At 42.8% G+C, this 14,730-nt stretch carries 12 protein-coding genes; 8 read left to right on the top strand and 4 right to left on the bottom strand.

What is annotated here, in order from left to right:
* Nucleotides 1–8: 8 nt before the first annotated feature.
* From AB4161_RS16015 to AB4161_RS15995, 5 genes are read left to right on the top strand one after another with little or no spacing between them, the layout of a single operon-like run.
* Nucleotides 9–734 (top strand): tetratricopeptide repeat protein, encoded by a 726-nt coding sequence (locus AB4161_RS16015; protein ID WP_372083610.1) that lies wholly within the window; start codon nt 9–11, stop codon nt 732–734.
* A complete protein-coding gene (locus AB4161_RS16010) occupies nt 731–1,222 on the top strand; it encodes a TadE family protein (RefSeq protein ID WP_372083609.1) in 492 nt (163 codons plus the stop codon). Before AB4161_RS16015 ends, AB4161_RS16010 begins: the two co-directional genes overlap by 4 nt.
* Nucleotides 1,219–1,788 (top strand): tight adherence pilus pseudopilin TadF, encoded by a 570-nt coding sequence (tadF, locus tag AB4161_RS16005; protein WP_372083608.1) that lies wholly within the window; start codon nt 1,219–1,221, stop codon nt 1,786–1,788. The genes AB4161_RS16010 and tadF overlap by 4 nt, the downstream gene beginning before the upstream one ends.
* Nucleotides 1,789–1,790: 2 nt before the next feature.
* Entirely contained in the window at nt 1,791–3,311 is a 1,521-nt protein-coding gene (locus AB4161_RS16000) for a TadE/TadG family protein (protein ID WP_372083607.1), read from the top strand.
* A gap of 6 nt (nt 3,312–3,317) precedes the next feature.
* Nucleotides 3,318–4,001 carry an OmpA family protein gene (locus AB4161_RS15995; protein ID WP_372083606.1) on the top strand — a complete coding sequence of 228 codons (684 nt, stop codon included), beginning with the start codon at nt 3,318–3,320 and terminating at the stop codon, nt 3,999–4,001.
* A gap of 68 nt (nt 4,002–4,069) precedes the next feature.
* On the opposite strand, the gene chrA is transcribed toward AB4161_RS15995, so the two are convergent.
* Entirely contained in the window at nt 4,070–5,215 is a 1,146-nt protein-coding gene (gene chrA / locus AB4161_RS15990) for a chromate efflux transporter (RefSeq protein WP_372083605.1), read from the bottom strand.
* A 101-nt stretch (nt 5,216–5,316) separates the two neighbouring features.
* On the opposite strand from chrA, the gene AB4161_RS15985 reads away from it, so the two are divergent.
* Complete coding sequence (locus AB4161_RS15985; protein ID WP_372083604.1) at nt 5,317–6,243, top strand: LysR family transcriptional regulator; 927 nt, start codon at nt 5,317–5,319, stop codon at nt 6,241–6,243.
* Between the two features lie 233 nt (nt 6,244–6,476).
* Here the strand turns inward: AB4161_RS15985 and AB4161_RS15980 are convergent, their stop codons facing one another.
* Nucleotides 6,477–7,550: a LacI family DNA-binding transcriptional regulator gene (locus tag AB4161_RS15980; RefSeq protein ID WP_102398363.1), complete on the bottom strand. Its 1,074-nt coding sequence runs from the start codon at nt 7,548–7,550 to the stop codon at nt 6,477–6,479.
* 248 nt (nt 7,551–7,798) lie between these two features.
* Between AB4161_RS15980 and AB4161_RS15975 the strand changes: the two genes are divergently transcribed.
* Both AB4161_RS15975 and AB4161_RS15970 read left to right on the top strand, forming a co-directional pair.
* Complete coding sequence (locus AB4161_RS15975; RefSeq protein ID WP_102398350.1) at nt 7,799–9,901, top strand: alpha-galactosidase; 2,103 nt, start codon at nt 7,799–7,801, stop codon at nt 9,899–9,901.
* A 102-nt stretch (nt 9,902–10,003) separates the two neighbouring features.
* Nucleotides 10,004–11,698 (top strand): solute:sodium symporter family transporter, encoded by a 1,695-nt coding sequence (locus AB4161_RS15970; protein ID WP_102319935.1) that lies wholly within the window; start codon nt 10,004–10,006, stop codon nt 11,696–11,698.
* A 93-nt stretch (nt 11,699–11,791) separates the two neighbouring features.
* Here AB4161_RS15970 and AB4161_RS15965 read toward each other — a convergent pair whose 3' ends face one another.
* Nucleotides 11,792–13,132, bottom strand: coding sequence for an MATE family efflux transporter (locus AB4161_RS15965; RefSeq protein ID WP_017060807.1), 1,341 nt, complete (start codon nt 13,130–13,132; stop codon nt 11,792–11,794).
* A 278-nt stretch (nt 13,133–13,410) separates the two neighbouring features.
* A complete protein-coding gene (locus tag AB4161_RS15960) occupies nt 13,411–14,493 on the bottom strand; it encodes an ABC transporter ATP-binding protein (RefSeq protein ID WP_136973744.1) in 1,083 nt (360 codons plus the stop codon).
* Nucleotides 14,494–14,730: the final 237 nt, after the last annotated feature.

The following is a 14,730-nucleotide window of genomic DNA, read 5'->3' as shown; positions in this document are numbered from 1 at the left end:
AGCGTATTATGAGGGTTGGATATTTTATTTTTACTCTTTTATTGATGTTGTTAGCCGGTTGCGTTTCAAGTCAACCTGAACTAAGTCTAGACGATAAAGTTGATAGCATGGAGCGAGTGGGTAATTATGATGGTTTAGTTACCTATTATAAAGGTAAGCTTGAAGAATCACCCAACGATACAGTTTCTATGCAGGAGCTAGCTAAAGTTTATTTTGATAAGGGTGATATTGAATCAGCAAGGTTTTATAGTGATTATCTTTTAGGCTTGAAAGTTGTTAATTGGGAGTTATCTCAATTACGAGGTCAAGTTTACAATGCAGATCATAACGATGCTTTGGCGGTAGAGTCTTATCTACGTTCTATTGAGTTGGGAAATAATACGGCAGAAGTAGATGTTCTATTGGGGATATCTCACTGCATGAATGGAGATTATGAGTTAGCCGAGAAATATTTTAATAATGCCAGAATCAAAGGCTACAATGATACTGCGATAAAGAATAATTTGGCATTGATTAAGTTTGCTGATGGAAGATATCAAGAAGTGATTGATTTATTACTTCCATTGTACTTGTCTGATCCTAAAAATAAAAAAGTTCAGGCAAATTTAGCTATTGCTTTGATTAAGTTAGGTCATGTTAAACAAGCCAGTGATGTTTTAGGTAGTAGTTATTCAATCAATGAAGTTACAACCATGTCTAGACGCCTATCTTCAGGCGCTGGGAGTTCAATATGAGAAGAATAGTCAAGTATGCTAAGGGGTCTCTAACCGTCGAGGTGGCTTTAGGCATCATCATTCTCATCACGGCGACGGTAATGATATTCGAAATGGCGTATCGGATTTACGTCTCAAATTTGGTTGAGTTTGCGCTCAGAGAATCGGTTAGGTCAACGACTGTTTTTCAGGGAGATGATTCATACACCAGTTATAATACCAGCTTTTTCAACGTGATGAATGATGAAAGTAAATTATGGTCTTCACTGACGCCTGTTGATAACTTTTCAATGGCAGGTAAATATTATGTGAGCTATGAGGATCTTTTATCTGATAATTATCTTAATGATGCCGATATGCTGATTGATGATTCGGGATATTCCTTTGCCGAAATATCATTGAGTTATCAATATGAACCTATTTTACCTTTGCTTGGTGGAAATTCTGAAATAATTTCATCTTCAGTGTTACTTACTCTCGAGCACGAGGGTTGGGAGAGTGTTAGATGAACATATCGGAATTAACAAACAATGGAGGCTTTCGAAAAAAACGCAACTCAACACTGCAGCGTGGCGCCTTTACCGTTGAGTTAGCACTCATTTTATTTGTCGTTATAGCCATATTTTATTTTATGAGTGACGTGAGTCATAAGTTATTGGTTAGAGCAAAACTCGACCGAGTGAGTTTTGCTCTGGTTAACGTAATGAAAGAGCGCACTCGATATTATGATGAAAATGTCATCTTAACTGGTGATGATAGAGATGAAATGGTCATTATTGCCGCTCGTCTGCTAAACACAGCTCCAGAAAGCGTAGCGCTGAGAGTTGAAGCTATGCACGATGGCTCTGCTGCAAATATTGATTCATTCGAAAGTGACCAGTTCAACAACTTAGGTTGTAATGTACCATTAATTTCATCGAAAGAGGCTTTGGTTCCTGTAGAGAACGGAGTCTCTTTCCCTCTTTACCAAGTGTCATTATGTGAAAGTAATTCATCTTGGTTTGCACGTTTGTTGGGGATTGCTAATTTATCAGAAATAACCATTTCATCGAGTTCGGTGATGGTTGGGAGGTAGATATGATAAACCCAAATACATTTAATCGCGGTCCTCATCGTCAGAGAGGTATTGCCGCAATTTGGCTTGGACTGACGTTAATACCTTTGTTAGGCGTGTCAGTTTTTGCACTCGAGGGAACTCGATATATACAAGAAACAAGTCGTTTGAGAGATGCTGCACAAGCTGCTGCCCTTGCAATAACAATTGATGATAAATCGAATGAAGCAGATGCTTTAGCGACTCGATATGTTGATGATTATGTGCGTAGTATCGAGCATATAGATATCACGACAGTAAGGACTTATGAGGAGCCAACTGCGGCGAATGATGATACCGAGAAAATTCAATATGAAGTTGCAGCAGTGACTACCCATAATTCGTGGTTTGCGAGTAATTTAATTCCCTCATTCGATGAAAATCAAAAGCTTGCAGGCTCAGCGCTCGCCGCGAAATATCCTTACTATCTAGGTGATAAATTAGTAGACATTGTGCTAGTCACTGACTTTTCAGGATCAATGAATCGGGATTGGAGTGGGGCAAGTGGTGATGTAAATACAAAGATTCAAACTCTCAAACTAGCTGTTTCAGATCTTGCTGATAATATTTTGGTTGTGCGTGAAGGTGATTCTACAGTGCTTAACCGTCTAGCGATTGTTCCTTTTAACCTCAGAGTTCAGGATAAAATTAATAACAATTTATTCTCAGGAAGTCAGTTGAGGTATAGAAGTGATTACCACTCTTCTGTTTCCTCTAAAACGTATGAAAAAGTCAATTGGCGTTTTTGGTCAAAAAGAACATTAAGTGAAGTCGAAGATTGTGCCGATGATATATTTGATTGCCCTAATATTGGGAATAATAATCAGCACAAACAAGCTAAGAGAGTGTTGGATGTTTTAAATATTAAATCTAGACGTCTTGAAATACCAGAGTATATAGATTATCAGAAATCTGTTGATGATATGTTTAACTATAAAAGAGATAATACAGATTTAAAATTTGACTTTAGAGCGGATACTAATGTTATTTACAATAGCTCAATGACGATGACTAATGGCATAGGTCACTATGTTATTCCTCTTACCAGTGATTCTGATTTGATTGAAGAAATGCAGGATATGAATTCAGGAGGCAATACGGCTTCATATCAAGGTATTTTAAGAGGGCTTCAAGTACTTAATGATGGTATGCCAAGTAATTCGGCTAGTCAGCAGGAGATTGATGAATACAGTCAAAGAGTCAAAATTATGATTATTTTGAGTGATGGTCAAGAATATCCATATACGAGTATTTTACCCGACTTAGTTGATGCCAATATGTGCAATGCTGCAAGAGAGCACTTTCAATCTGAGGATGGCAGCCTGTATATAGGTGTTATAGGTGTTGATTTTGATGCGACTAAACAAAATGGATTTCAGAAGTGTGTCTTAAATCCTGATGAAGATATTATCGATGTACGTAGTCGCGAAGAATTGATTGAACGTATTCAAAATTTAATTGAGAAAGGATCTCGAGGTACTGGTGTATCGAGACTATATGGGTGAGTAAAGATGAAAAATACAATGCTAGCAATAGGTATGCTTGTTTCTTTCTCTAGTTATGGGCAGGAGATTAGTGATCAGGTAGTAGAATATTGTGGGAATACTTTTTCAGAGTATTCTCACACCATCGAAATTGGTGAAGTTCAAGGGGTGGCTAGTCATCGTGATGGCTATTGGCAAATTCATGAGGGAAGTCATGATCCAGCTCTCAAGTGGGAGCTTCTTAAGCGCTCACAGTTGATCACTGATCCAAGTGATTGTCTCACTTATATATCAAACCTTGGTATTGCTAGCTTTGATAGTGACAAAGGGCAGCTTGTTGCTCGTGTTAACTTCGCCTTTGATCGTTATTATCTGACCCCTCTTGCTCGTGAAGTGCTTGTTGATGTGGCAAAACATCTCGCAGACAATGACTACTTAGTGACGGTTGAAGGCCATACCGATTGGGTGGGCAGTGAAGCTTACAACCAAGGGTTGGGGCTAGATCGAGCTCAAAGCACTTCTAAACAGCTTTTCACTTACGGTGTTGAAAAAGAGAAAATGACCCTGAAATCATTGGGTGAGTCTGAGCCAATCGCAAGTAACAGAACTTCTCAAGGTAGAGCTCAAAACAGACGTGCTGATGTGTATATTCCCCCAGAGTCTTTTAACCAAGACGATGCCAGTCCAGCCTCTACACAGATAGAAGAATAACCACTATCTCAACGGTCGCATAATCCGAAAATTATAATGCCCACTAATTAGAATTAGTGGGCATTATATTAAATAACTCCGAGTCCAAACCCTATTGCAATAAACAGAGCTACCATCCATACGATTGGCATCTTCATTGTTTTTAGTAGCCACACGCCAACAATGATCAAAGCGAAGTCTAAACCATTGCTCACTGCGCTTGTGAAGATCGGTTGATATAGCGCTGCCAACAATAAACCGACAACCGCCGCATTCACACCAGTAAGAGCGCCAGCCACCAAAGGTTTACTCGCAATTGCTTGCCAGTTTTTCAACACACCTAATAGTAATAAGAAGCCCGGCAAGAACACAGCAATCGTTGCGAGTAGTGCGCCTGTGATCGGTGCCGATGGCATCAATACATAACCTAAGTAAGTCGCAAGTGTAAACATAGGCCCTGGTACTGCCTGTGCTGCTGCATAACCTGTTAAGAAGGCATCTTGAGACAGTTGGTCACCAATACCATTTTGTAGCAACGGAAGTACCACGTGACCGCCACCGAATACTAAGCTGCCAGCTTGATAGAACAGACCAAATACTTCAATACCTTGAGAGTATGCACTGAACAGAGGAAGGCCAACCAACAGCGCAACAAAAATAACGAGCGGTGTTATGGAGATCTTGTGTGTTGATGGAACCGTTTTGATGTCTTGTGAGGTCAAAAACTTGCTGCCAATGATTGCGGCAAATAGAAGTACCAAGATTTGTGGCCAGATCCCAGGAAGCAACAGGAGAACCACGGCAGTCATGACACATAAAGCGGTCGCGACTTTCGATTGGCAAAAGTTTTTGTACATGCCAAATGTGGCATCAGCAACCACCACCACTGCGAGTAGCTTCAAACCGTGAATGATTGAATTAAACAGAGGTGCTTCCAATAGTTGATTGCTCACCAAAGCTAATATCAACATTAAGATGACAGACGGGGAAGTAAAGCCGATAAACGCTGCAATCGCACCCGTTAAGCCACCTCTTTTGTAGCCAACCGCAAAGCCAACTTGGCTTGAACCTGGGCCGGGTAGAAATTGACTAAGCGCGACAATTTGCCCGTACTCTTCATCAGATAGCCAATTAAGCTTCTCAACAAAGGTTTTACGGAAGTAGCCAATGTGCGCAGCTGGCCCACCAAAGCTAATCCAGCCAAGCCAGAAAAATGTTTTAAAAATTGAAAGCATGATCGATTCCAGATAAATGTTTAGCGTAATTTATGGTGACTTGCACTATGATTCAAATTAATTGTTTTAATTATAACTATTAATGAAATAGGTTCTTCTGGATGGCTGATTTTAACTGGAAAGGTATCGATCTTAACTTATTGATAGCTCTGCAAGCGTTATACAAAACGAACAGTGTAAGTAAAGCGGCTGAGCGCTGTTATGTCAGTCAGTCTGCAATGAGTCATAGCCTTCAACGACTTCGAAAGTTGTTTGATGATCCTCTGTTTGAGCGGGTAGGTAGCAAGATGGAAGCAACGGATAGAGCGATTGAATTATCCAGTACTGTCGATGCCTTGCTCAATACCATTCAATCTGAAGTACTACTCTCTAAATCATTTGATGCAACAACTTACAAAGGCAGTTGGAAGATTGGTCTTACCGATTATGCCGAGCAGATGTTTGCTCCAGTGTTGTTTGATCTCATTAAACAGTCCTCTCCTGATTCTCAAATTGCGTTGTTCAACGTAAATCGATCTAACTATCAGCAAGTCTTTGACGATGCCAAGCTTGATATGACGATAGGCAGCTTTGGTGAGGTACCAAAGCAATATCGAACAAAGCATTTGTATACGGAGCAACATGTTTGTTTACTTGATCAATCGGTTCTATCTATTGAGGAGCCGATGTCGCTAGAACAATTTGTTGCTGTCGAGCACGCGCTTGTTTCCCCTGCAGGGGCTTTAAAGACGGGAGTGGACACTCGTTTAGGTGAACTCGGCTTAAGCCGGAAAGTCGCGATATCTTCCAGTAACTTTTTAACTGTTAAACGACTCATTCGTGGCAGAGAACTATTGTGTATTGTCCCCAAGCTAGTCGTGCGCAAGGATATTGATAGTGAAGAAACCTTACTAGCTGTGAAGCCACCTATTGATGTTCCAGATTTTGATATCCAGCTTGTTTATAGAAAGGCAAAGCATTTAGATGATAAAAATAAACTACTTAGAAAGTTGATTACTAATGCGATCTCATCTGTGATTTCCGAATAGTTTATTGTGTCGGTTAATCGTCAAATTCATATGAATTAATTTTAGAAAAATCCGGTTTATTATAAGAACCCGACTATACTTAATTTACGACTCAAGGCAGTCGTAAAGAATAGGCTTTTTGATTTACCTAAGTAAAAAAATTGGTTATATCCTCATGATATAGCTTAAAAAACTACCAGGCTAAACGGACTTAGTTGGTCTTAAAGCGCTAGCTCCCCCTAGCGCTTTTTCTTTTATGTCGATTCTGGCAAAAGGGTCTGAATTCTTTTCAGCAGTTGCTCGATCTCTTGTTTTTCATAGTGAGCCGTCACCTTAGGTTGGCTGCTTTCTCTTGGGAGTAATGCAGTTTCGATATGGTGCTGCAGTAAAGCATCTTGTGAGTTAGCGTTGAGCTTCTCTGCAAGTACCACAGCTTGTCGACCAATCGTGGTGAAGTCTTGTTTGATGGTGGTCAGTGGTGGATTAAAAAACGCACTGTCCTCGATGCCATCAAAGCCGACGACCGCAACCTTGTCAGGGACTGGAATCTGCAGTTCTTGCAGTGCGCGTAAAACCCCTAATGCCATTTGATCACTGGCGACCAACACAGCATCAAATGGGATTTGTTTCGCAACGGCGTCTCGAATGCCAAGGTAGCCACTTTCCGCTTGCCAGTTTCCTTGATGTTGAAACTGTACCTGACAGTTTGCATCTGATAGCACACCCAACCAACTCTGAAGACGGATTTGTGAGGCACTGGATTCGTTAGGCCCGCTGATCAACAAGTATTCAGAGCGACCATTTTCAATAAGATGCTGAGCCGCCAGCTTTGCGCCCTCGGCGTGATCGCCGCATATATAGTTAACTTGGCTGTTAGAAGGGACATCAATGAAGATGAGGTTCAAGTGTTGATATTGTTCTACCAGCAATTCGGCGTCTGCACTCTTTAAAGGCACATTGAGAATGATGCTGTCGACCTGTTGAGCCATCAGTTCACGAATAGCCTCACGGGTGTTCGCGAGATTAGGCTCGGAAACAACAGAGAAAGCGACGCCATAACCCATATCATGAGCCTGCATTCGCACGCCATTGGCGATCATTGCTGCGCCATGCAGTGCCATATCGAGCGTGACTAAACCAACGCTGGTGGACTTGGCTCGACTGAGCATTTGAGCACCTTTATTGGGTACATAACCCAGTTGCTTTATGGCGGCGTTAACCTTGTTGCGGGTGGATTCCGCGACGTCTTGTGAGCCATTGGTTACTCGAGATACTGTCTGGGTAGATACCCCTGCCAGTTTTGCTACGTCTTTGAAGGTGATACTCATCGCTCTGCTCATCGAATATTTTAGAGTGAAATAATCCTACCGAAATTTACCAAACTAAACTCTGCTCACTCTCAAATAAATGTCTTTTAAAACATTAAAAATGTTTCCGGAAACAGTCGATCTTGTGCAAATTTTTCGAATATTAAAGCCAATTTACATCACGATTTTGTGGGTTTTGGATACTAATCTGGCGTGATGGGTTCACTATTATTTCTATATTATGTTTACGAAAACAATAGAGATTAGTAATGAACGAATTTATTCACTTAAAGAGTAAAAACCATAGTTTGATCATTAAATCAGGGCGTGTTCCAGAGGTTTTGCATTGGGGGGCAAAGATCGCAAGTATTGATGAAGATCTTCTGCTTTCGACAGAAAGACCGATTTCTCAAGCTCGACTTGATGTGGATGTGCCACTTTCTCTTTGCCCTGAGTTAGGCAGTGGACACTTTAACGCTCCAGGCATTGAAGGTCACAGAGAAGGGCGTGATTGGGCTCCTGTCTTTAAGACCGTTCGTTACGATGCTCAAGATCAAGAGGCGTGTTTTTTCCTTGAAGACAAGGTTGCTCAACTGAACCTTAAGGTAGAGATTAAGCTGGATTTCGAATCTGACGTCGTCCAAAAGCGTGTAACCGTCACCAATAAAGGCAGCAATAAATACTACTTGAACAAGCTTTCTTCAACGCTGCCATTGCCGAATCATGCTAACGAGCTTATGACGTTCCATGGCCGTTGGTGTCATGAGTTCCAAACGCAACGTCAGCGTTTTGAACACGGCGGCTTCATGCAAGAGAACCGTCGCGGTCGTACTTCACATGAAAACTTCCCTGGCATGTTTGCAGGCACTCAAGGGTTCTCAGAGCAGAACGGCTTGGTGTGGGGCTTCCATTTAGGTTGGAGTGGTAACCACCAAATGCGCGCTGATGTACGTAGTGATGGCCGCCGCTTTGTACAAGCGGGAGAGTTATTGCTAGCGGGTGAATCGATTCTAGAACCAGAGGCAACTTACCAGACACCTTGGCTCTATGGCTGTTACAGCAATTCTGGTTTGAACGGTATTGCTCAACGTTTTCAGCAGTTTGTTCGTGACAACATTATTCAATTCCCTACCGATAAACCTCGCCCAGTGCACTTGAATACTTGGGAGGGTATCTACTTCGACCATAAACCGGAATACATTATGCGGATGGCAACGGAAGCCAGCGCGATGGGTGTTGAACGATTCATTATTGATGATGGTTGGTTTATTGGTCGTGATGGTGAACGAACGGCATTAGGCGATTGGTACCTCGATGAAGTGAAATACCCAAATGGCTTAGAACCTGTGATTGAACACGTTAACCAACAGGGGATGGAGTTCGGGTTGTGGGTTGAACCTGAGATGGTCAGCCAAGACTCAAACCTATACCGTAACCACCCTGATTGGGTGCTTGGTTTGCAAGGTTATCATCAACCCTCTGGTCGTTGGCAGTATGTTTTAGACTTGCAGAATGAAGCGTGTTTTGACTACTTGTTCTCTCGCCTTGATACGCTTCTGACTACGTACAATATCGGCTACTTTAAGTGGGATATGAACCGTGAATTAGTTCAGCCGGGCCACCAAGGTAAGGCGGCGGTGCATGGTCAAACTCAAGCCTTGTATCGTCTCGTTGATCAACTGAATCAAGCACACCCTAAGGTCGAGATTGAATCTTGCTCATCAGGCGGTGGTCGCATTGATTTTGAAATCCTTAAAAGAACACATCGATTCTGGGCATCCGATTGTAACGATGCATTGGAACGACAAGCCATTCAAAAAGGCATGAGCTACTTCTTCCCACCAGAAGTTATGGGTGCGCACATTGGCCCTGCTGAGTGCCATTCAACCAATCGTCGTCACAGTATCAATATGCGTGGTGTCACCGCTTTGATGGGGCACATGGGCGTTGAACTTGACCCGGTTAAAGAGTCGCAACAAGAGAAGCAAGCTTTCTCTCACTACATCTCTCTGCATAAGCAGTTCCGCCATATTTTGCACTCAGGTCGTAGTTTCCGCATGGATCCCGCGGACAAAAACCAGAACATCTATGGGGTGCAGAATGATGATGAAATGCTGATCACCGTGTGTCAGTTGGCCATGCCTGAATACGCTCTGCCATCACCACTTCGTATTAGCTGCGTGGAAGACAGTGCGCTGTATCAAGTGAAGTTAGTGGAGATGCCACAAACCAGTTTCCAGCTCATGAAGCAACGCCCTCAATGGTTAGATAAAACTCTGACTTTAAGCGGCGATAACCTCAAAGAGATTGGATTGACCTTACCTATTCTCGACCCAGAGTCTGCCTTGATTGTGCATCTAAAAAAGATGTGAATCTCTGACTCTGAGTACCCCTACAAATAAAAATCTAAATATAAAAATTATAATCGGCAGCGAGGTATTGCTGCCGCAATAACTCAACTTAAGGAAAACAAAATGTCTATTACCGTTCTGTTGTCATTTTTGTTATTTACTGGGTTTGTAGTCGCGTTTACCTACAACAAAGTGAAAAATGACAAAAACACCTCACAAGATGGTTTCTTTCTTGGCGGAAGAAGCTTAACCGGTGGCTTAATTGCCAGCTCACTTATCTTAACGAACTTGAGTGCCACCAGTTTCGTGGGCATGAGCGCACAATCTTACACCCACAACATGAGTGTCATGGGTTGGGAAGTGGCTTCTGGTGTCACCTTGGTGATTATTGCTTTAATGTTAGTTCCTCGTTATTTGAAACAAGGTATCACCACCATTCCTGATTTCTTAGAGAGCCGCTACGACATGTCGGTGAAGAAGTTTGTGACGTTACTTTTCTTGTGCCAATACGTGATCAACATTTTGCCTACCACACTTTACGCGGGCGCTGTTGTTTTGGGTGAAATCTTCGATGTTCAGGCCCTGCTAAATATTTCAGAGTTTAGTTCAATTGCACTGATTTCGGCGACGATTGGTCTACTTGGCTTCTTTTACGCGATTTATGGTGGCCTAAAGGCGGTTGTAATTGCAGATACCATTAATGGTGTAGGCTTGATTGTCGGCGGCATGATGATCCCTGTATTTGGTTTAATGGTGTTGGGCGAGGGGAGTTTCGGTGCTGGCTTAGATATTCTGCTTTATGCCGCGCCAGAGAAGCTTCAATCGGTGGGTACAGAAACCGATCCACTGCCGTTCTCAACATTGTTCACAGGTCTGCTTTTGGTGAACTTGTATTACTGGGGTACTGACCAATCTATCATTCAACGCGCATTGGGTGCTAAGAACCTGAAAGAAGGTCAGAAAGGTGTAATCCTTGCCGGTGCGATTAAGGTCATCTCTCCGCTGTTTTTGATCATTCCGGGTATCATTGCTTTCCATATGTTTGGCGCTGATGCGGGTAATCCAGACACCATGTACACCCGTTTAGTTAATGAAGTTTTGCCTAAGCCGCTAGTGGGCTTCTTCGTTGCGGTGATGTTTGGTGCGATTTTGAGTACCTTTAATGGTGTGTTGAACAGCTCAACGACTCTGTTTGCATTGAACGTGTATAAGCCGCTATTCGGACAAGGTAAAACCGATGAAGAGCTAGTGGGTAAAGGGCGTATTTTTGGTGTCGTGATTGCGATTATCTCGGTATGTATCGCACCATTCATCATGTACGCACCAGAAGGTTTGTTCCAATATCTACAAATGGTGGCAGGTTTCTTCAGTGTGCCAATCTTCACTATCGTGTTTGTCGGCTATATCTCTAAACGTGTACCAGCTGTAGCGGCGAAAGTGGCGTTGGTGGTGTTTGTAAGTTCTTACGCTGCAATGCAGTTGGTGTTCAAAACTCCGATTCACTTCCTACATCAATTAGCGATTCTGTTCGTGGTATGTACCGCGTTGATGTTCATCATTGGTTACTTTATGCCGCGTGAGTCTGAGTACGTGATGCCAGTCAATGAGAATATTGATGTGACACCTTGGGAGTTCCGTTTCGAGGCTTCGGCTATTATTCTTTACATGGTGCTTGGTGCTTACGTTATGTTCTCGGATGTGGGTTTTGTATCGGACGATCCAACCATCATGCAAGTTTATGGCGTGTGTGGCATTGTTATGTTGCTCGGTATTTTTGGACGACTAGCAAAGCGAAAGAAAGCACTTGCGACCGCGTAGATGAGTTCGGGTAATTAAAAACGAAAACGCCGCTCTTTGGAAATAGGAGCGGCGTTTTTCGATCTTGTGAAGATAAATGGAAGGCTAAAAAGTCTAAAAAGAGAATCGAGTCCATTTCTTAGCTCGCCAGCGATAGGCCATGATGATTCCACGGAACCATTCGTCCATCGCGATTGCCATCCAAGCACCCAATACGCCATAACCCCAATGCACGCCAAGCAAATAGCTCATGGCAACCCCAATGCCCCACATGCTGAGAATGCCCATTTTGATCGGGAATTTAATGTCGCCAGCAGCCTTTAGACAAGAGATAAAGATAAGGTTAAATACTCGTCCAGCTTCAAGAATGATGGAACCTGCAATCAGTGCCGCCGTTAGCGCAATGATCTCTGGATCTTGCGTGAACAGATCGAGAATTTCGAAACGGAACACATACACCATGCAGGTGATCGCGGTTGACGCGATAAAGCCAACCACAAAGTAACGTTGCACGCGCTTGGTAATCTCGTCGATCCACCCCTTACCAATGTAATAGCCTGTTTGGATTTGGCTGCCTTGACCAATTGCCAGTGCAAACGCAAAAGAGAGGCGAGCGATGTTTTGTGCGTAAGTAAACGCAGCCAGTGAAGACGTACCCATCTGCACTACAAAGAAGGTAATGCTGATCTGAGCCATGTTATAAGAGAGCACTTCTCCAGCGTTCATCGAGCCGATCTTCATGATTTTTTGATAGATGGCTTTCGGCACAGATTTAAACTGCTTCACTGGTAGATAAATCCCTTTGCTTCTGACCACACCAATCAAGATCAACATTCCGATTACTTGGCTAATGACGGTCGCGGTCGCAACCCCTTGCACGCCGTATACAGGCAAACCAAAAGGTTGATATAAGGCACAGTAGTTACCGAATACGTTGATGACACCTGCAATCATATTGATCACCATCGGTGACTTTGAATAGCCATGACTGCGCAAAATAGTGGTGAGAACCACACCTATGGTTACATTGAAGGTGAGAGCACCACTGATGAACAGGTATTCTTGCGCGTACTGTTCGACTTGAGGTTCGAGTTGATAAAGCGGGATAAAATATTCAGCAACAAGAACGGCAATCACACTCAGTAGCACACCGGCAATAATGGCCAGAATGATACTTGCTACACCCACGTGAGCGCTCTCTTGAGTGCGGGAAGCACCATTGTATTGCGCGATTAGAATACCCGTACCACTGCTGACCATGGTCGAGACAATGATCAGGAAAAAGGATATCTGAGAAATAACACCAACGGCAGACACGGCTTTGTCCGAGTATCCCGATAACATGAATACATCACTGGTGTTGAGTGCGGTTCTTAAAAGAACTTCGATAAAAATTGGCCAGGTGAGCGCAACGATTCCCATACGTTTGTTTAGGGTGGAATCAGCATTAGGCATTTAGGTTTTCTCAAAAAAGGGGTAGGCGACACTATAGTTTAGCTATTATTTAGTAAACGACTATCAAATTAATGTCCGGAAGGCTAATAAGGATAAATAAAATTCGAATAAGTCTTCAGAACCCAATATTTCAGTGAGAGTGATGAAATTTTTGAGTAAGATTTCATAAGCTATTAAGAGGATCAGAATGGAAGCAAGTGATTGCTTGAAACGACCGGAAAGTGAGTTTGAAAAGTGGCAAAGCTAGCGACATCGAGCTAGCTCTACCGTTTTAAAGTCTAGTTAATTCGTTGCCCTCGATCATCGAATAGGTGGCAATCTTTTGAGGAGAAACTCAGCTCAAGTGATTGGTATCGAGTGACCTCTTGGTCTCCTGGTAGGTGCACCTTAAAGCTATCCACGCCACAAGACTGGCCAAACATATAAGTGCTGTTCCCTAGTCGCTCGACCACTTCACTTTGAAATTCAATGGTGATATCAGAGCCACTGTTAATCTCTAAATGTTCAGGTCGAATGCCCAGCGTGATACTTTGTCCCTCTTTTAATCCATCGCTTGGTAAGGGAAGGGTGATTTGGCTGACACCGTTAACGGCGAGTTGGGCGTGCGTTTCTGAGGTGCTGTTAACAACACACGGTAAGAAATTCATTTTCGGTGAGCCAATAAAGCCAGCCACAAATTCATTTTGTGGAGAGTGGTATAGATCGAGTGGAGAACCGACTTGTTCAACACGACCATCTCTCAATACCACGATCTTGTCTGCAAGCGTCATGGCTTCGACTTGATCGTGCGTGACGTAAATCATGGTATTTTGCAGATCTTGGTGCAATTTGGCGATTTGTAAGCGCATATCGACACGAAGTTCAGCATCGAGGTTCGAGAGCGGTTCATCGAATAAGAATACGCGAGGGTTACGAACTATTGCTCGACCGATAGCGACACGTTGACGCTGCCCACCTGACAGTTCTTTCGGTTTACGCTTCAATAAAGGCTCTAATTGGAGTGTTTTTGCCGCACTGGTGACTTGCTTTTCAACGACTTCCTTCGCTACGCCATTCATTTTGAGGCCAAAGCCCATGTTTTCTTCCACGGTCATGTGTGGGTAGAGTGCGTAGGATTGAAATACCATAGCGACACCACGCTCAGCAGGATCGACATCGTTAACAAGATCGTCTCCAATATGAATCTCGCCTTCAGTGATTTCTTCTAAGCCAGCAACTAAGCGTAAGAGGGTTGATTTTCCGCAACCTGATGGTCCAACGAATACGACGAATTCGCCATTATTTATTTCTAGATCAACACCATGGATGGTCTGTATATCACCATATCGTTTGATGACCTTTTTTAAGCTGATATCAGCCATGCTCTCTCCTTGCTTCGTTGGACTACATCTCTTTGCCTTTAAAACATACGCTTTCATCAGAAATTTGTTAGGTGCCTCGCATGATTTATTGATCATCGTCATATAAATCCCGCGATCTATACTGATTTTTGTGAAAACGTTTACATAAATAAAACATAACTGTGCGTAATGTTATCAATAAGCCTAATATTTGAACGTAATCATTATAAATGCTGAGCTACTGATTAGGATTTATAA

This window comes from Vibrio sp. 10N.286.51.E5 (genome assembly GCF_041469125.1).
Lineage (GTDB): Bacteria > Pseudomonadota > Gammaproteobacteria > Enterobacterales > Vibrionaceae > Vibrio > Vibrio crassostreae_C.
Note: the sequence above shows the minus strand (reverse complement) of the source record. Positions and strands in the feature narration are given on the sequence as shown.

Excerpts from the sequence above, each read along its gene's own strand:
- AB4161_RS16015 (WP_372083610.1), top strand. The coding sequence starts at position 9 with ATGAGGGTTGGATATTTTATTTTTACTCTTTTATTGATGTTGTTAGCC.
- AB4161_RS16010 (WP_372083609.1), top strand. The coding sequence starts at position 731 with ATGAGAAGAATAGTCAAGTATGCTAAGGGGTCTCTAACCGTCGAGGTG.
- tadF (WP_372083608.1), top strand. The coding sequence starts at position 1,219 with ATGAACATATCGGAATTAACAAACAATGGAGGCTTTCGAAAAAAACGC.
- AB4161_RS16000 (WP_372083607.1), top strand. The coding sequence starts at position 1,791 with ATGATAAACCCAAATACATTTAATCGCGGTCCTCATCGTCAGAGAGGT.
- AB4161_RS15995 (WP_372083606.1), top strand. The coding sequence starts at position 3,318 with ATGAAAAATACAATGCTAGCAATAGGTATGCTTGTTTCTTTCTCTAGT.
- chrA (WP_372083605.1), bottom strand. The coding sequence starts at position 5,215 with ATGCTTTCAATTTTTAAAACATTTTTCTGGCTTGGCTGGATTAGCTTT.
- AB4161_RS15985 (WP_372083604.1), top strand. The coding sequence starts at position 5,317 with ATGGCTGATTTTAACTGGAAAGGTATCGATCTTAACTTATTGATAGCT.
- AB4161_RS15980 (WP_102398363.1), bottom strand. The coding sequence starts at position 7,550 with ATGAGTATCACCTTCAAAGACGTAGCAAAACTGGCAGGGGTATCTACC.
- AB4161_RS15975 (WP_102398350.1), top strand. The coding sequence starts at position 7,799 with ATGAACGAATTTATTCACTTAAAGAGTAAAAACCATAGTTTGATCATT.
- AB4161_RS15970 (WP_102319935.1), top strand. The coding sequence starts at position 10,004 with ATGTCTATTACCGTTCTGTTGTCATTTTTGTTATTTACTGGGTTTGTA.
- AB4161_RS15965 (WP_017060807.1), bottom strand. The coding sequence starts at position 13,132 with ATGCCTAATGCTGATTCCACCCTAAACAAACGTATGGGAATCGTTGCG.
- AB4161_RS15960 (WP_136973744.1), bottom strand. The coding sequence starts at position 14,493 with ATGGCTGATATCAGCTTAAAAAAGGTCATCAAACGATATGGTGATATA.